This is a genomic window from Hamadaea sp. NPDC050747 (assembly GCF_040654195.1).
GTDB lineage: Bacteria > Actinomycetota > Actinomycetes > Mycobacteriales > Micromonosporaceae > Hamadaea.
In genome coordinates this window covers 458,172-474,453 of record NZ_JBFAHM010000004.1, presented here as the reverse complement: position 1 = coordinate 474,453, position 16,282 = coordinate 458,172, and the positions used below count along the sequence as shown (strand labels likewise).

Sequence of the window (16,282 nt, the reverse complement as noted above, 5' to 3'; positions counted from 1 at the left end):
GCTCAGCCCTTCTGTTCCCAGTCGATGCGCGGCATGTCGATCCGCGACGGCTCCAGCAGCGCGGCGGTGCGGTGGTGCGGGCGCACGTAGAACTCCTCGGCCCAGGCGACGAAGGCCTTCAGCTCGGCGCCGATGTTGCCCAGGAGTTCGGCGTGCACGCCCAGCCAGGCGGCGAAGGCGACCCGGCCGTGGATCTCGTGCCGGTGCGCGCCCATCTCGGCGACGGCCGCCTTGCGGCCGATCATCGCCATGATTCCCTTGTCCCGGTAATGGAACGGCCGGGCCGGTTTGCCCTCTTCCAGCAGCAGGATGTTGTCGCCCGCCCAGTGACCCGCCTGCTGCGCGACGCTGCCGAGCTGCGGCAGGACCTCGTCGCCGAACGGGATGTTGGCCACGTCGCCGACCGCGAAGATCTTCGGGTGGCCGGGCACCGTCAGGTCCGGCTCCACGTCGATGCGCCCGCCCCGGCCCTGGGCCAGGCCCGCGGCTCCGGCGATCGCCGCCGCCTGCTCGCCGCCGCCCCACACCACCAGACGCGTGGGGATGACCGTCCCGTCGCCCAGGGTCACGCTCTCGGCGCCGACTTCCTTCACCGGTACGCCCAACTGCAGCTTCACACCGCGCCGATGCAGCTGGTTCGCCGCGTAGTCGCCGGCCTCCGGGGAGAACCCGGACAGCAGGTGGTGCCCCAGATCGACCAGGATGACCTGCGCGGCGCCCGGCGGGACGTCCGGATACACGTGCGGCATCACGTCGCGGACGAGTTCCGACAGCGCCCCGGCGGTCTCGACGCCGGTCGGCCCGCCGCCGACGACGACGAACGTCAGCGCGCCCTCGTCGGCCAGCTCCGGCTTGGCGGACACGTCTTCGAACAGCTGGACGATCCGGCCGCGAACGTGGCGGGCGTCCTCGACGCTGTAGAGCGGGTAGGCGTACTCGTCGGCGCCGGGCGTGTGGAAGAAGTTCGGCCGCGCGCCGGCGGCCAGCACGATGTAGTCGGCCGAGACGGTCTCGCCGCCGTCGACGCTGACCGTCATCGCGTCCGGATCGATCGCGGTGACGTCCGCCTTGCGTACGCGCACGGCGCCTTTGCCGTGGAAGAGGCGGGCGAGATCGAACCGGATGTCCTCGAAGGTGAGTTCGGCGGTGGCCACCTGATACAGCAACGGCTGAAACTGGTGGTATCCGGCGCTATCGAACAGTTCGACCTGAATGCCGGGCTGGCCGGCCAACCGTTTGGCGCAGGCGACCCCGGCGAAACCGCCGCCGACGATCGCCACGCTCGTAGCTTTCGCGTCCATGAGATCCCCGTGATCTGTCCGGGCCGCCAGGCCCATCCGGCAATCATGCCGGGGGTTAACGCAGCCTGGGGTGGGAATTGCGAAAGGTTCTCTACTTTCCGCCGGTCGGAGCGTTCAGGCAGTTCGCCGGGGTGTCGTCCCCGGCGACGACGAAGTCGTGACAGTTGACGACATGATCGTTGAACTGACCGGTCAGCAGGCCAGCGACCGCCACCACCAGGATGATGCCGGCGCTGGCCAGCCTCAGCCGCAGCGTCGACAGCTCGAAGTACTCCGGCGCCAGGATGCGGGCCACCACCCACAGTGTGACCGGCAGAGTCAGCAGGACGAGGCCGATCAGCAGGACGTCGATGGCGCGGTAGACGTCGCGCCAGTGGCCGCCGATCGGGACGATCAGCCGCCAGGTCAGCCAGACGACCGGGATCGCGAAGATGGCGAGCATCCAGGGTCGTACCGTCACGTGCCGGCGCAGAACCAGCGCACCGAGGAGCAGAACCGCACACACGACGAAGATCTGCAGCAATCGGTAATAGAACACCGTGTGGTACGCGCCGAGCGAGAACGACAGATCCCAGACGACCAGCGAGATGGCGATCGTCGTGGCGAAGAAGCCGCGCAGTTCACCGGGGCGTCCGCTGGGATGGCGGAACCCGGTCAGCAGGTCGTCGTCCACCTTGGGGTGGTACTTGACGGCGGGCGGGATCCAACGGGGCTTGTGGTCCTCGCCGGAAGTCTGCGACATCCGTGCTGTCCCTTTCGGGGTCTTCGCGAAATCCAAACCTTAAGCCCGTATAGTCCACCATACTGAGCCGATGTCGAACGTAGATCTAGCGCGAATCCAGTTCGCGATGACATCGATCTACCACTTCCTATTCGTGCCGGTCACGATCGGGCTCGCGTTTCTGACCGCCGTCCTGCAGACCGTGTGGCACCGGCGCGGCGAGCCGTCATACCTGCGGCTGACCAAGTTCTTCGGGACGCTCCTGATCATCAATGTGGCACTGGGCGTCGTGACCGGGCTCGTCCAGGAATTCCAGTTCGGCATGAACTGGTCGGCGTACTCGCGGCTGGTCGGCGACGTCTTCGGCGCGCCACTGGCCATGGAGGGCCTGGCCGCTTTCTTCCTCGAGGCGACCTTCCTCGGGGTCTGGATCTTTGGCTGGGACCGCCTGCCGCGACGGCTGCACCTGGCCACGATCTGGCTCGTCGCCATCGGCGCCGCCGGATCGGCCGCCTTCATCCTGGCCGCCAACTCGTGGATGCAGCATCCGGTCGGCTACACCAACAACCCCGCCACGGGCCGGCCGCAGCTCAACGACATCTGGGCGGTGATGACCAATCCGGTGTTCCTGTGGAGCTACGCCCACGTCCTGCTGGCCGCGCTCGCGACGGCGGCGGTCGTCATGCTCGCGGTGTCTGCCTGGCACCTGCGCAAGAAATCCCACGTGGAGGTGTTCGCCCGCTCGGCCAAGCTGTCGCTGGTGATCATCGTCCCCACGATGCTCCTGGCCATGTTCGTCGGCAGCGAACTCGGCGTCGTCGAGGCGAAATACCAGCCGATGAAGATCGCGGCGGCCGAGGCGCAGTGGGAGACCTGTCAGCCGTGCTCGTTCTCGGCGTTCCAGATCGGCGGCGGCAACGACGACCAGAACCCCACCAAGATCATTGCCATCCCGCACCTGTTGTCGCTCCTGGCCACCAACCACTGGAACGGCCAGGTCATCGGGCTGAACGAACTCAACGCGCAATACCAGCAGCAGTACGGCCCGGGCAACTACGTGCCGAACGTGTTCATCCAGTACTGGTCGATGCGGGTCATGGCGTACACGGCCACCCTGGTCCTCTTCCTCGGCTTATGGGGCCTCTGGCTGATACACCGCAACAAACTGGAGACCTCCCGCCGGTTCCTGTGGCTGTCGGTGTGGGCTGTGCTGCTGCCGTTCGTCATGAACACCGCCGGTTGGATGCTGACTGAGAACGGCCGACAGCCTTGGCTGGTGCAAGGCATCATGCGTACCGCCGACGGCGTGTCCCCATCCGTGGGCACCAGCTCGATCGTGCTCAGCCTGATCGTCTTCTTCCTGCTCTATCTCGTGCTGGCGATCGTCGACCTCGTCCTGATGATGCGATACGCGCGGCGTGAGCTGCCACCGTCGCCGGCCGTCCCGGCCGACGAACCACCTGTTCCCGCCGGGATCCAGTGAGGCCGCCATGACACTGGTCAACGTCTGGTTCATCCTCATCGCCTCGCTGTGGACAGGCTTCTTCATCCTGGAAGGCTTCGACTTCGGCGTCGGCATCTTGCACCGCTACCTGTCGCGCGACGAGCCCGACCGGCTCACCATCCTCAACACCATCGGCCCGCTGTGGGACGGCAACGAGGTGTGGCTGGTGGTCGCCGGAGCCGCCATGTTCGCCGCCTTCCCCGGCTGGTACGCCACCATGTTCTCCGCGTTCTACCTGGCGCTGGCGTTGATCCTCATCGCCTTGATCCTGCGCGGCGTGGCCTTCGAGTTCCGGGGCCGAGACCAGAGCCCACGCTGGCGTACCACGTGGAGCATCCTCATGACCGCCGGCAGCATCGTCGCGCCGCTCCTGCTCGGCGTGGCCCTCGGCGACCTCCTGCACGGCCTGCCCATCGGAAGCGACCAGGAGTACGCGGGCGGCTTCGCCGACCTGCTGCAGCCCTACGGCCTCTACGTCGGGGTGACGCTGGTGGCGCTGTGCGTCCTCCACGGCGCGACCTTCATCGCCCTCAAGACCACCGGCGACGTACGCGACCGCGCCAAGCGTCTAGCCGGCCGCGTGGCGCCGTTCGTGGCGGCCATCGTCGCGATCTTCGCCATCTGGACCCACATCGTCGCCGACAAAGGTGTCCTGCCCAACCCGATCGAGATCGCGGCCATCATGGCGATCGTCGCCGCCGCCTGGTTCGCCGGCCGCGGACGCGACGGCTGGGCGTTCACGCTGACCACCTTCGTCATGGCCGCCGTCATCGTCTCCATCTTCACCGAATTGTTCCCCCGCGTGATGGTCTCGACCGAGGGCGCCGCCACCGACCTGACCATCTCCAACACCGCGTCCGGCAGCTACACGCTCAAGCTGATGACCGTCATCTTCCTGCTCATCTTCCCGGTCGTGGCGGCCTACCAGGCGTGGACCTACTACACGTTCCGGCGGCGCCTGAGCCGGACCGACTTCGAAGACGTCACGGAGGAATAGGGTCCCTCAGCGACGGGCCGACGCCTGGGCTCGGCAGCGGTTCAACCCGGCCCGCACCTCACGCCGCAGCCCGGCCGCCAGCCCGGGCACGCCCAACGCGGCGGTCAGATCGGCGGCCGCCTCCTCCCAACGCTCCAGCCGCATGAGCGCGGTCGCACGATTGAACCGAGGCTCGGCCGCCGTGGACAACGCCACCGCCCGGTCCAGGTCGGCCACCGCCGCAGCCGCGTCGCCGCGCTCGAAGCGCACGGCCGCCCGGTTCGTCCACGCCTCCGCCAGCCCCGGGTCCGCCTCCAGCGCCCGGGTCAACAGATCATCCGCCTCGTCCAGCGCGCCACGCTCCGAGCGGATCAACCCCAGTGTGCACAGCAACGCCGGTTCGTCACGCCTTCCAGCAGGAGCCGAGCGTACGCAGGCCTCCGCGGCCGTCAGATCGCCCCGGGCCAGGTCCACGTTCGCCAACGCCACCCGCGCGTCCAGATGATCCGGATCGATCGCCAGTACGCGCCGCAGATCTTCGCGGGCCGCCCCGCTGCGACCGGTCTCCTCATACAGCGTCGCGCGGTTGTAGTACGCCTCCGGCAGATGCGGCCCCAGGCGGATCGCGGCCACATAGTCGTCCAAGGCGGCACTCGTACGCCCCGCGGCCCGGTGCAACGCCGCCCGGTCGGCGTAGTACTCGCAGTTGTCCGGGTCGAACGCGACGACCTCGTCCAGATCGGCCAGCGCCCGAGCGGCGTCGCCCAGCGCCAGATGCACCTGCGCCCGGTTGTGCAGCAGCCGGGCCCGGTCCTGCCATCGCTCGCGGGGGCCCAGCACGGCAGCCAACTCGGCCAGCCCGGAGTTCACCAGCGCCAGCGCCTGCTCCGCCCGGCCCGCGCGGCTGTCCAACAACGCGATGCCCTGCTCGTAGAAGACCTTCGACACCACGCGCTGCCGTTCGTCGGTGATCTCGTCGGCCAGCACCAGCGCCTTCTCGAGCCAGCGCCTCGCCGTGGCCGGATCCTGATCGGCCGCCGACAGGTGCCGGGCGTACAACATGGCCGTCGAATAGGCGGCCGACATCGTGATCTTCGGATCGTCGGTGACGGCCTGCACCTCGGCGTACAACTGCAGTGCCTCGTCGGCCCGGCCCAACGCGGCTAGCGCTGTGGCCAGACCTGTCGTGAACGACCACCAGTGGGCAAGCTCGGTCTCGGGCGTGACCGCGGCCCGGCCGCGCTGCGCGGTCCGGGCGGCGTGGTGGTAGAAGCCGCGCGCCAAGCTGTCGCCGAGCATGGCCCGCAGGGCCGTGGGCCTGGTCTCGACTGCCGGCTCCGGCGCCCCACCAGCGTGCAAGTGCAAGATCATTGGCGCGGACGCCAGCCGTCGTGTCAGCGTGGCCAGCAGTTCCGCGGTCGTCTCGTCGGCCGCATCGGTGTGCACGAAGTGGACGGTCAGCGGGCGGCGCACCGCGCACGCGGCCACGAACTCGGCCGCGCCGAAGGCCAGCGCCGCGGTACGCCGGGCGGGATAGAACCGGATCGGCTGCTCGTCACCGGCCGGCACCGCACCCGGATCCAGCGCCGGCACGATCGCCCGCAACTCCACGGCGTGGCGAGCGGCCTGCCGGGGATGCTCGGCGGCCAGGTCGGCGAGGAACGCGGCGACCCCGGCGTAGGGGCCGAGGTCACGGTAGCAGTCATAGGGCAGGCGCTCGGAAGCGCCCGCCCGGCTGCGTCTTACCAGCACCATTCGATCCAGAGCCGGCGGGCTCCGGACAGCAGGCGCACAGCGCTCTTGTGGCGGATCGTCATCTTCTTCATGGACACCTCCAGGAGATCACAACGAAGTGATCATCATCATAGGGCTGATCATCGATGGAAGGAAAGGGATCCATCAAATCTGGTCGATGAGCGTCGGGTTCCGCCAGGTCTGCCACGTCATCGGGATTCGTACCTCGCGACCGTGTGCGCGTCACGTCGGACTGCGGGACGATGTGGCGGTGATCGTCGACCTCAAGCTGCGCGCCCTGGCGCAACGAGACCTGCGGACGATCCCGGCCGCGTTCGCGGAGCTGGGCTGGCCGGGCAAGGACGAGGCGAAGTTCCGCCGCTACCTGTCAGAGCAGGCGGCGGGGGAGCGGGCTGTCGTCGTCGCCGAGCTGACCGGGTGGTTCGCCGGTTACATCACCGTTGTCTGGAACAGTGACTACCGGCCGTTCCGGGATGCGGGCATTCCGGAGATCAAAGACTTCAACGTGCTGCCCGCGTACCGCCGGCAGGGGATCGGCAGCGCGTTGATGGACGCGGCCGAGCGCCTCGTGGCGAGGCGGACCACGATCGTCGGCCTCTACTCCGACTACGGAACGGCCCAACGGATGTACGCCAAACGCGGATACGTGCCGGACGGGCGGGGCATCATGTACGCCGGCGAACCGGTGCCGCCGGGGCGGGCCGTGCGTATCGACGATGACGCGTGCTTGATGTATACGCGCGAGCTGACCTGACCGGCTCGAACCTGCCGTCCACGGCCGTCAGGCGCCGGTGATGGACTCGGTCTCCGACTGGTCGTGCTCGATTTCTTCACCCTGCACGAACTTCACATCCGGCTCCGACGCCGGGTTGATCCACGCCCGCATGGTCAACACCGGTGTGAACGCGTTCGGCTCGGCGGCGAAGGTCTGATGGGCGGCGGCGAAGTCCGGGTTGGCGATGCCGATGGACAGGCCCGGCCAAGTCTGCACGGTGGTCGCGTTGTCCTCGAGGTAGTGGCCCCAGGACTTACCGCACTTGCAGGACCGCTTCTCCGGAAAGAGCCGGACGATGTCCTGACAGTGAGCGCAGTACATGAGTTTCATGCCGGTCAGGATGTGGCGCGCGGGCCACGGGTCGCAAGGAGTTATCACATAATCGGGACGCGCAACGAACTACGCGCAGCGGCCGGGTAGGGTCGTCGGCGTGGATCTGGACGACATCGCCGCCAAGCTCGGCGTACCGGTTGAGGACGTCGAACGCGTGCACCGGCTCGCCGGCGACGGGCCGTCGGCTCCGCTGCCCGCCAAGGCCGACGCCCCCGCGATCCTCGACCGGCTCGCGGTGCGGCCGGACGACGCCGCCGAGATCATGGCCGGCTGGCCGGACCCTGACTCCCCATTGTGGACCCCAGAGTTGCGGTGGCTGCTCGACCGGTCGATCGCCCTGGTCCGCGCCGACCTCGGCGGCTACGGCTGGCTTGTGCCCGGCCCCGAGCTGCCCCGCGACCGCGGTCCGGCATGGGCGCACCTCTACGTGTACGCGTACCTGGCAATGATCGACGTCGTCACGGCGTACCACCGGGAACACGGCATCGATGAGGCCGTGACCTGGGCGACCCTCGCGGACCTGGGCCGCAACCTCGCGGTCGACCGGCGGATGAACCGCGAGGGCTGGCCGGTGATGCAGAGCTGGCTGACGCTGCACGCACGGGGCGGCCTGTACGAGCTGGGCCGGTTGCAGCACCAACGCTCCGACAGCACCCTCGACCTGCACATCCCCGAGGCTGGGCCGCTGAGCCCGGACGCAATCGACGCCTCGCTCGACGAGGCCCGCGCGTTCTTCCCGCGCCATTTCCCTAACGAGCACTACACGGAGTTCGCCTGCGGCTCGTGGCTGCTCGACCCGCAACTGCAGAAGTTCCTGCCCGAAGACTCCAACATCGTCCGGTTCCAGCAACGGTTCGAGCTGGAGCCCTACGTGGAGCCGGAAGGACTGGACGCCGACGTCGAGGTGCGGCGGTTCGTCTTCCGCGACCTGACCACACCGCTCGGCGAACTGCCGATCCGCTCCGTTCTGCAGCGGGCGGTCGTGGAGCACTTGACGGCGGGCGGCCACTGGTACTGGCGCCGCGGACGCTTCCCGATCTGACCCCGGCGTCGGACGGCGTACATTTCCCAACATGGCGCGCGTGCTGGCGTTCGACCTCGGCGGGGTGCTGTTCAGCGACGGCACGACCGAATTCATCCACCACGTGGCATCGGCGTACGGCGTCGACGCGGCCGACGCCGGGGAGCTGTTGCACGGCGCGCTCGGCAGCAGCTACCGGGAAGGCAAGCTGACCCGGGCCGAATTCTGGCGCGCCTTCCGGGAGACGCTGAAGCTGACGGTGTCCGAGGACGACCTTGCCCGACTGTGGATCGACGGATACCGCATCCACGAGGGGACCCGTGACCTGATCCAAGACCTCGCCACGCGGCACGACGTCTACTACCTGTCGGACAACGTGGCCGACCGCGTCGAGGCGGTCGAACGCCGCTATCGGTTCCTGCGACTGTTCAAGGGTGGTGTGTTCTCCCACGAGGTCGGCGTACGCAAACCGGACCGCCGGATCTACGAGCACCTGCTCCAGACCGCGCAGGTCGAGGCCGAGCAGGTGATCTTCGTCGACGACAAGGAGTGGGCGCTGGCACCGGCCGCGCAGCTCGGCATGACGACCATCCTGTTCCGCGACAGCGACCAGGTGCGGGCGGAGTTGGCGATGGAGCTTCAGCGATGAGCGAGGTCCAGGAGGAGATCATCCACGTGCGGACCGCCGACGGGGCGTCGGCAGTCTGGCGCGTCGAGTACAGCCTCAGCGTGGACGAATGTGGCGACGTCGACGGGTGTCAGCTGTCGGTGATCGATCCGCTGGGGGAGCGGTACGAGGCGACCGGCCGCGATCTGTACGAATGCCTCAAGGACATCAGGCGGATCACCGACCAGGCCGGGATTCTGTTGTGCTGCAACGGCGCCCGGAAGAACGCCATGCCGTGGGGGTCTCTGCGGCGCGGCGGAGCGTACTTCGTGGACACGCATCGCCGGTGGCGTGCTGTGCTGCCGTGGGACCAGGTGGAGACCTTCGGCTACGCTCCGCCACGCAAGATCGCGTCGGTCGCGGAGCAGGACGCGTATATGGACGTCTTCCGGAAGCCGATGCCGGTGTGGGGCCTGCTGAATCCCGTCCTGTGGGTGACCTTCGGTTTCAACGAGCTGTACTGGTCGACGTTCTTCGGATTGCGACGACTGCGATGGTTCGTGTCTGGACTGAAGCGGTGATCAGATGCCCGGCGCCAGTCCGGAGTAGACCCAGACCGTCCGCGTCATCGTGAACGCCGAGAGCGCCCGGATCTCGTCCTCGAACTGGCTGCGCCGTTCCGCTGGAAGGTCGTCGACGAACTTCCTCGTGCCGTGCGTCAACGTGAACTGCCAGAACGCGTTTCCGTCCGGCACCGCCACCTCGAAGGTGTAGTGACGTTCCTGGACCTCGGTGAATCCGGCCTCGGCGAGGACGGCCGGCTCGTCGAAGGGCGCGCCCATCGAGCCACCCGGTGGCAGGTACTTGGTGTACTCGGCGAACAGGCGGATCGTCTCGTCCAGCGGGATCGACGGATCTACGTGCGGACCCGGCATAGCGAAGGCGAACTGGCCACCCGGGCGCAGGACGCGTCGCGCTTCACGGGCCGCGGCGGCGGGATCGTCGAGGAGGTGCAGCACGAACGTAGCCACTACGACGTCGAAGGCGGCATCGGGGAGGTCCAGCGCCGCCGCGTCCATCACGTGCGCGTCAACAGTCGGATACGTGGCGCGCAGGCGTTCGACCATCGCGGTTGACGCGTCGACGGCCACGACGTCACAGCCACGCGCCAGCAGCTCGGCGGTCGCTGCGCCGGTGCCGCAACCGAGATCGAGCACCCGGGCGCCGGCCTGCGGCTCGACCACGCCGGCGAAGCCGCGCGCCGCCGTCTCGAAGAACGGCAGGACGCTGTCGTACACCGGAGCGACCTGATCGAACGTACGCACAACCCCGTTGGTCATGCGCGACACCCTGCGGCACCGCATCGCGGCGACACAAACGATTTACCGGCGAAGGCGGCTGGGAGTTGTCAGGCAGTTGTCCGGAAACCTCGGCCAGACGATGCCGAACCCCTTGTCGCACTGGCAATCTGCGGATCATGTCAGACCTTGCCGTGCCTCGGCGATTCCCCGACGCCGACGTCTTCGCCATCGTCCAGCTGCTCATCTCGCTGGCGCTGGTGGTCGTCGCCGGTGCCGCCTCCGGCTTCCAGGATGATGACGACCCCTGGCTCGCCGGCTGTCTGGTGCTGACCCAACTGCTGCCACTGGGCGTATCGGCCGGTCTGCTCCTCGCCCAGTGGTCCAAGGCACGGCCGGTGGTGGTCGTCTCGGTGCTCTACGCGTTCCTCGTGACGTCGTTCATCCTGTTGGCGACGGGCCGGTACGCGATGCTGCTGGTGTTCGCCGGATGGTGGATCTCCATCCTCGCGAGAATGCCGCAGCCCGGTCCGCTATCGCGTATCGAGGTCATGCAGGAGCAGCAGACGGTAGCCGCGCCGGGCATACCGCCGCAGATCTGGGTGATCATCGTGCTGGAAGTGTTCTTGCTGTGCACGAGCGGCTTCTTCACAGTCGTGGTCCAACGCGCGATCGCCCAGGGCTTGTCAGGGTTGTCCGGAGCCGACTTCCTCGTGACGCTCGCCATCACCGGGGTGCCGTTCCTCCTCGCCGACCTGGGTTCACTGGCCGCAGCGGCGTCGCTGCCGGTCACGAGGCGCTGGGGCCGGGCATTCCTGCTGTCCCTGACCTGGCTACGGGTCGCGTTCATCGTCGTGGCACTGGCCGGGGCGATCGCGACCGCATCGGACACGTCGGACTCCGGCGAGCGCGCCCCGGTCGCGATGTGCATCGCCTTGTTCCCGATCGTCCTGCTCGTCGGCGAGGCGTGGCTCGTGTCGAACCCACGCGTACGCACGTATCTCGCCGCCGAGTGGCGATTCCGGGAACCGTCGCAGGTGGCTGTCGTCAGACCCGCGCCGCCCGGCGGCGTACCAGCATCGTCACCGCAACCACCAGCGCCCCCACGACCACCAGCGCCAGAATGATCAACGGTACGGCGGGCATCGGCCAGGGGGACTGGACGTACTTCGTGACGGTCACGACGGCGCGGTAGTGCTCGTCGGAGGACGCCTGGCGGAGCCGGATGTCGTCGGTGATCTGCGACGGGCTGAACTCCCCGTCGTAGCGGGTCAGGAAGCGCGGGCCGGTCAACAGCGCGGACAACGTCGGGGTCGCCGTATCCGGCTTCACCTCACCGGCGAACGTCAGGTCGGGGGCGCTGCCCTTGGGCGCCGGGTTGCTGATGTCCATGCGGTGATCCGCCAGCACATACAGCCGCAACGGCTGCCGACGTTCGGCGGTCGCCGACAGCCGCATCGGATAGACCGGGGTGTCCGTCTCGAACTCCACCCGCATCGGCGGCAGTCCGTCGGAGAGGCTGCCGGACGTCGGCGCGAGGCGTACCGCGACGACGAGCCAACCCTCGGCGAGGTAGGGCTTCAGCGCGTCGCCGAGCGCGGTGGGCAGGGTGAAACCGTTGTCGGTCAGCCATCTCGACACCGCAGTGGCGTCGGTGCCGCTGAGCTGGGCCACGTCGTAGGGGCCGACCTCGACGTGGTCGACGACGGTGGCGCCGTCCGCCGACTGGCCGGGTGCGCCCGCGCCGTCACCGCTGACGACCACCCGGCGCACCTTGACCTCCGGCCGGCTGATCTGATCGAGTTCGGTGAAGATCTTCGCGTCGGCGATCTCGAACCGGGCCCGGCTGGGCACTGGCATCAGGAACGCCGCCTGATGGACCTCCGAGCGCGTCAGGACCGACACCGTGACCGCCTCGGTGCGACCGGCCAGCTCGACCAGCGCGGTCTCCCGCTGCGGGGAGAGCTTGTCGTTGGCGACGAACGCCCCGCAGGCGCAGGCGCCCGAGGTCGCCGGATCGGCGCTCAACATCATCGCGGCCAGCGCGAACACCACAGCGAAACGGGTCACGAACCGGCGGGCGGTCGCGGTCAAGGTCACGGCGTACTCCTGTCACGTCGAACGCCTAGTGTGCCGCAGCCCCGCCAGCCGGATCGCCCAGGCCCGCAACCAGTCCGCTGTACGGTAAGGCCGTGATCGCTGACTACGATCCGGCGTGGCCGGTCAAGGCGGAGGAGGCGATGACCGAACTCCGGGCGGCGTTGCCTGACGTGATCGTCGAGGTGGAACACATCGGCTCGACCGCCGTTGCCGGTCTGGCCGCCAAACCGGTGATCGATCTGATGGCCGCGGTGGCGTCGCTGGACACTGTGGACGATGACACGATCGGGCGTCTCGGGTATCGGCGTCACTTCAACGGCATGACAGATCGCCTGCTCTACGTGCGGGAAAGCGACGGGCGGCGTACGCACATCCTGCACGTCGTGACGCTGGAGAGCTGGCCGACGCGCAACCAGCGCCTCCTGCGTGACCACCTCCGCCGGCATCCGGCCGACGCGCAGCGGTACGCCCGGCTCAAGCGGGAGATCGCCGGGCTGCCCGACTACTCGCGGCACAAGACCGCCCTGATCCAGGAACTCACCGACCGGGCGAGGGCGGAACGAGGGCTGCCCTCGGTCCCGGTCTGGGAGAAAGGAAGCTGACCGGCGTCAGCCCACGGCGTCGACCGGGTCCAGCACGAACACGGGAATCTGCCGGTTGGTCTTGAGCTGATAGTCGGCATAGGGCGGGTACGCCTGGACGGCCCGTTCCCACCAGAGCGCCTTCTCGTCGCCGAACACCTCACGTGCCCGGTACTGCTGCGTGAGCCGGCCGTCCTGCAGGTCGATGATCGGCTCGGCGACGAGGCTGGCGTACCACTGGGGGTTCTTCGGCGCGCCACCCTGCGACGCGACGGCCGCGTACTGCCCGTCGTGCTCGACCCGCATGACCGGCGTCTTGCGGACCTTGCCGGTCTTCGCCCCGCGATACGTCATCAGCACAGTCGGCAGGCCTCGGATGGTGACACCCTCGGTCGTCCCGGTCCGCATCACCTGCTCGACATGGTCGCGAACCCATCCGCTCGCGCTCGGCGCGTACTCTCCAGTCAACGTCACGTGTACGACCAACGCCCCTGACCAGAGCGGCTATTCCGCCGGTCCGAAGTCCGACGCCGACATGCCGAGGGCGGTGAGGAACGTCTCGGCGATCACCGCATGCCCGGGCAGGCTCGGGTGCACGCGGTCCCGCGACCAGTCGCTCGGGATGGAGGTCTCCAGCACCCGGTCGAAGGCCGCTTGCGTACGCACATGCACCGCGTCGAACTCGGCCGCCAAGGCGGCGACGACCTCGCCGTACCGGATGGTCTGTGCGCGCTGCGGATCGTCGCGGTCGGACTCGATGAGGTACGGGTCGGCCAGGACGAGCCGGCAGCCGGTGACGTCAACGGCACGACGCAGCAGGCCACGCAGGGTCTGCTCGTACTCGTCGACGGGCACCGCCTCGTCCGGGTGCCCGGTGAAGGACCGCCAGATGTCGTTGATCCCGATCATCACCGACAGCCAGTCCGGCCGCAGCGCGACGACGTCCTCTTCCCAGCGGTCGGCCAAGTCACGGACGGTGTTGCCGGCGACGCCCCGGTTCGTCCACCGCAGCCCCAGCTCCGGACGCCGGGCGATGGAGAAGGCGCGGACGAGGCTTAGGTAGCCGTCGCCGTAGGGCGGCCGGAGATCGCGGCGGCCGCAGTCGGTGATGCTGTCGCCGATGAACACGATGTGCTGGCCCGGTCGGAAGAGCTCGGTCATCGCGGGAATCCTTACGTCTAGTACTAGGCCATGCGGGCGAGGTCGCGCAGGTGGACCGGGCATGCCGGCGGCAGTCCCCGAGCGTAGCGATCGAGCTCGTCGAGGGCTGCGTCGGCGAGCCGGTGGACCTCCGCGCCCATCGCTCCGGCGATGTGGGGGGTGAGCTGCACGTTCGGCAGCCCGAACAGCGGTGAGTCGAGCGGCAGCGGCTCGGGTTCGGTGACGTCGAGGACGGCGTTGAGCCGCCCGCGTACGCACTCGGCGGTGAGCGCGTCGGTGTCGATCAGGCTGCCGCGAGCGGTGTTGATCACGGTGGCGTGGTCGGGCAGCAGGGCCAGGGTCTCCCGGTCGAGCAGGTTACGGGTCTCCGGTAGCGACGGCGCGTGCAGCGTGAGGATGTCGCTTCGGCGCACCAGGTCGGGCAGCGGCAGCAGGACCGTCCCGAGCGCCTCGGCGTCGGCGGGATCGGCGTACGGGTCGTGGGCGAGGACGGTGAAGTCGAAGGACTGCAGCAGGCGAGCCACCCGCCGGCCGATGCGCGACAGGCCGACGATGCCCACCGTGCGACGGTAGTTCGACGCCTCTGGTACGCCGTCGCGCCAGGTGGAGTCGCTGCTCCGGCGGCGGTACGCCTCGACGAAGGCGCTCACGCGCTTACCGCTGTGCAGGATCGCGGCGAGGGTGAACTCCGCGACCGGCACCGCGTTGGCGTCGGCCGCGGAGGTGACCAGGATGCCGCGGTCCCAGCAGGAGGCGTCGGTCAGGTGGTGCTTCACCGAACCGGCGGCGTGCAGCACCGCCCGCAGGCGTGGCGCGGCGTCGAGAACATCGCTGGTGAGGACCGGGCTGCCCCAGCCGGTGATCATCACTTCGACCTCCCGCAGCCGCGCCCGGTTCGCGGCGGAGACGACCTCGGTCAGCGGCTCGGGACGGTCGAGCTGAGCCAACGCGTGGAGCCGGTCGAGCCGGGGCGGGTCGAACAGGTCTGGGGCGGTGGACGTCGACATGACCAGGGCGGTCACGGGCCGGCGGGTCATCATGCTCCTCCGCTGGCCGGGGGTCAGTCGGCTGACCGGCTGGCGAGGTACTCGTCCAGGCCGCGCCCGGTCAGCGGGTAGTAGTCCGACAGCCGGCCCCCCGCGTCCAGCCGATGGCGGGCGAAGGCCTCCCGATCCTGGTGGGCGAGCGCGTCCTCGGCGATGGCGATCGCGCGCTGCTGAGGCACCGCGACCGCGCCGTCCTCGTCGGCCACGATGAGGTCGCCCGGCGTCACGAGGGTGCCGCCGACGCCGACCGGCACGTTGAACGCGTACGGGAACAGCTCGGTCTGCGAGGCGTAATGCGGGGTCACGCCGGTGCACCAGACCGGTACGCCGAGCGCCCGGATGCGCTGCGCGTCGCGTACCCGTCCGTCCACCACGATGCCCGCACCACCGCGAAGCTTGAAGTAGCGCACGAGCATGTCGCCGAGGCAGCCGGTGAAGTGACTGGCCTGCGCCGAGACGACCAGAACGTCGCCGGGCCGGATGGTCTCGAGCACCCGCCAGAGGGCGGTCTTGCGTTCGGCGTCTTCCTGAGCGGCGCCGGAGAAGACGTCTTCGCGCTGGGGCAGGAACTGCAGCGTGACGGCGCCGCCGACGACGTGGACGTCGGGGGTGCGGTGCAGCGGGACCGGACCGTCGATGAAGGTGCGGGTGACGCCCATCTGGTGCAGTTTCGCGCAGGCCGTCGCCGCGCTGACGTCGCTGAGGGCCGTCACCATCTGGGCCGTCGGGCGGGTGAACGAGGTCTCGGCGAGCGGTCCCGCCATCGCCTCGTAGGTCTGCGGCTCCGCCGCTGCCGGTGCTGCCCTGTGGCCGTTCGCGTTCATCGTGTAGCCCTCCGTGCGATCGTCTATCGATAGTAGATGTAATCGCTAACGGGTGGGACTTGTCAAACCCCGCGTTCGCCGGGCGGCCGCCGGTTGACGATCATGGGGCAGGGGAGTTGATCAGGGGCTGGCGGACACGGCGCGCCGGTCGAGCGCGACGGTAAGTTCATGATCACGCAGACAGGGGAGCGTGACCACCGCCGACCGGAGCTCTTGACCTTCCCCAGACCGCGTGGTTACATCTCGACTATCGATTATTCACGACTACGTAATGGAGTG

At 68.7% G+C, this 16,282-nt stretch carries 18 protein-coding genes; 8 read left to right on the top strand and 10 right to left on the bottom strand.

Going from position 1 to position 16,282, the window contains the following annotated elements; translation table 11 throughout:
* Positions 1 to 2: 2 nt before the first annotated feature.
* Positions 3 to 1,301: an NAD(P)/FAD-dependent oxidoreductase gene (locus AB0H43_RS11645; protein WP_359999208.1), complete on the bottom strand. Its 1,299-nt coding sequence runs from the start codon at positions 1,299 to 1,301 to the stop codon at positions 3 to 5.
* 91 nt (positions 1,302 to 1,392) lie between these two features.
* On the bottom strand, positions 1,393 to 2,043 hold the full coding sequence (locus AB0H43_RS11640; RefSeq protein WP_359999207.1) for a hypothetical protein: 651 nt from the start codon (positions 2,041 to 2,043) through the stop codon (positions 1,393 to 1,395).
* Positions 2,044 to 2,113: 70 nt separating this feature from the next.
* Between AB0H43_RS11640 and AB0H43_RS11635 the strand changes: the two genes are divergently transcribed.
* Positions 2,114 to 3,505: a cytochrome ubiquinol oxidase subunit I gene (locus AB0H43_RS11635; RefSeq protein ID WP_359999206.1), complete on the top strand. Its 1,392-nt coding sequence runs from the start codon at positions 2,114 to 2,116 to the stop codon at positions 3,503 to 3,505.
* A gap of 7 nt (positions 3,506 to 3,512) precedes the next feature.
* The gene (gene cydB / locus AB0H43_RS11630) at positions 3,513 to 4,523 is read left to right on the top strand and encodes a cytochrome d ubiquinol oxidase subunit II (protein ID WP_359999205.1); all 1,011 of its coding nucleotides are present in this window, start codon (positions 3,513 to 3,515) and stop codon (positions 4,521 to 4,523) included.
* A gap of 6 nt (positions 4,524 to 4,529) precedes the next feature.
* On the opposite strand, the gene AB0H43_RS11625 is transcribed toward cydB, so the two are convergent.
* Positions 4,530 to 6,254 (bottom strand): tetratricopeptide repeat protein, encoded by a 1,725-nt coding sequence (locus AB0H43_RS11625; RefSeq protein WP_359999204.1) that lies wholly within the window; start codon positions 6,252 to 6,254, stop codon positions 4,530 to 4,532.
* A gap of 160 nt (positions 6,255 to 6,414) precedes the next feature.
* Between AB0H43_RS11625 and AB0H43_RS11620 the strand changes: the two genes are divergently transcribed.
* On the top strand, positions 6,415 to 7,011 hold the full coding sequence (locus AB0H43_RS11620; RefSeq protein WP_359999203.1) for a GNAT family N-acetyltransferase: 597 nt from the start codon (positions 6,415 to 6,417) through the stop codon (positions 7,009 to 7,011).
* Positions 7,012 to 7,038: 27 nt separating this feature from the next.
* Here AB0H43_RS11620 and AB0H43_RS11615 read toward each other — a convergent pair whose 3' ends face one another.
* Positions 7,039 to 7,362 (bottom strand): hypothetical protein, encoded by a 324-nt coding sequence (locus AB0H43_RS11615; RefSeq protein WP_359999202.1) that lies wholly within the window; start codon positions 7,360 to 7,362, stop codon positions 7,039 to 7,041.
* A gap of 100 nt (positions 7,363 to 7,462) precedes the next feature.
* Between AB0H43_RS11615 and AB0H43_RS11610 the strand changes: the two genes are divergently transcribed.
* From AB0H43_RS11610 to AB0H43_RS11600, 3 genes are read left to right on the top strand one after another with little or no spacing between them, the layout of a single operon-like run.
* Positions 7,463 to 8,407: an acyltransferase domain-containing protein gene (locus AB0H43_RS11610; protein WP_359999201.1), complete on the top strand. Its 945-nt coding sequence runs from the start codon at positions 7,463 to 7,465 to the stop codon at positions 8,405 to 8,407.
* Between the two features lie 31 nt (positions 8,408 to 8,438).
* On the top strand, positions 8,439 to 9,035 hold the full coding sequence (locus AB0H43_RS11605; RefSeq protein WP_359999200.1) for an HAD family phosphatase: 597 nt from the start codon (positions 8,439 to 8,441) through the stop codon (positions 9,033 to 9,035).
* A complete protein-coding gene (locus AB0H43_RS11600) occupies positions 9,032 to 9,574 on the top strand; it encodes a hypothetical protein (protein WP_359999199.1) in 543 nt (180 codons plus the stop codon). The genes AB0H43_RS11605 and AB0H43_RS11600 overlap by 4 nt, the downstream gene beginning before the upstream one ends.
* Here the strand turns inward: AB0H43_RS11600 and AB0H43_RS11595 are convergent, their stop codons facing one another.
* Positions 9,575 to 10,333: a methyltransferase domain-containing protein gene (locus AB0H43_RS11595; RefSeq protein WP_359999198.1), complete on the bottom strand. Its 759-nt coding sequence runs from the start codon at positions 10,331 to 10,333 to the stop codon at positions 9,575 to 9,577.
* 137 nt (positions 10,334 to 10,470) lie between these two features.
* On the opposite strand from AB0H43_RS11595, the gene AB0H43_RS11590 reads away from it, so the two are divergent.
* A complete protein-coding gene (locus AB0H43_RS11590; RefSeq protein ID WP_359999197.1) occupies positions 10,471 to 11,418 on the top strand; it encodes a hypothetical protein in 948 nt (315 codons plus the stop codon).
* Here the strand turns inward: AB0H43_RS11590 and AB0H43_RS11585 are convergent.
* Positions 11,339 to 12,391, bottom strand: coding sequence for a DUF2330 domain-containing protein (locus tag AB0H43_RS11585; protein WP_359999196.1), 1,053 nt, complete (start codon positions 12,389 to 12,391; stop codon positions 11,339 to 11,341). The genes AB0H43_RS11590 and AB0H43_RS11585 overlap by 80 nt on opposite strands.
* Positions 12,392 to 12,483: 92 nt before the next feature.
* Between AB0H43_RS11585 and AB0H43_RS11580 the strand changes: the two genes are divergently transcribed.
* Complete coding sequence (locus AB0H43_RS11580; protein WP_359999195.1) at positions 12,484 to 12,993, top strand: GrpB family protein; 510 nt, start codon at positions 12,484 to 12,486, stop codon at positions 12,991 to 12,993.
* Between the two features lie 6 nt (positions 12,994 to 12,999).
* Here the strand turns inward: AB0H43_RS11580 and AB0H43_RS11575 are convergent, their stop codons facing one another.
* Genes AB0H43_RS11575 through AB0H43_RS11560 form a run of 4 tightly spaced genes read right to left on the bottom strand, consistent with a single transcriptional unit; the run spans position 13,000 to position 16,003 of the window.
* A complete protein-coding gene (locus AB0H43_RS11575; RefSeq protein WP_359999194.1) occupies positions 13,000 to 13,446 on the bottom strand; it encodes a nitroreductase family deazaflavin-dependent oxidoreductase in 447 nt (148 codons plus the stop codon).
* Between the two features lie 30 nt (positions 13,447 to 13,476).
* Positions 13,477 to 14,133, bottom strand: coding sequence for an SGNH/GDSL hydrolase family protein (locus AB0H43_RS11570; RefSeq protein WP_359999193.1), 657 nt, complete (start codon positions 14,131 to 14,133; stop codon positions 13,477 to 13,479).
* A 23-nt stretch (positions 14,134 to 14,156) separates the two neighbouring features.
* Positions 14,157 to 15,170, bottom strand: a complete 1,014-nt coding sequence (locus AB0H43_RS11565) for a hydroxyacid dehydrogenase (RefSeq protein ID WP_359999192.1) — start codon at positions 15,168 to 15,170, stop codon at positions 14,157 to 14,159.
* A 23-nt stretch (positions 15,171 to 15,193) separates the two neighbouring features.
* Complete coding sequence (locus tag AB0H43_RS11560) at positions 15,194 to 16,003, bottom strand: hypothetical protein (RefSeq protein WP_359999191.1); 810 nt, start codon at positions 16,001 to 16,003, stop codon at positions 15,194 to 15,196.
* Between the last annotated feature and the right edge of the window lie 279 nt (positions 16,004 to 16,282).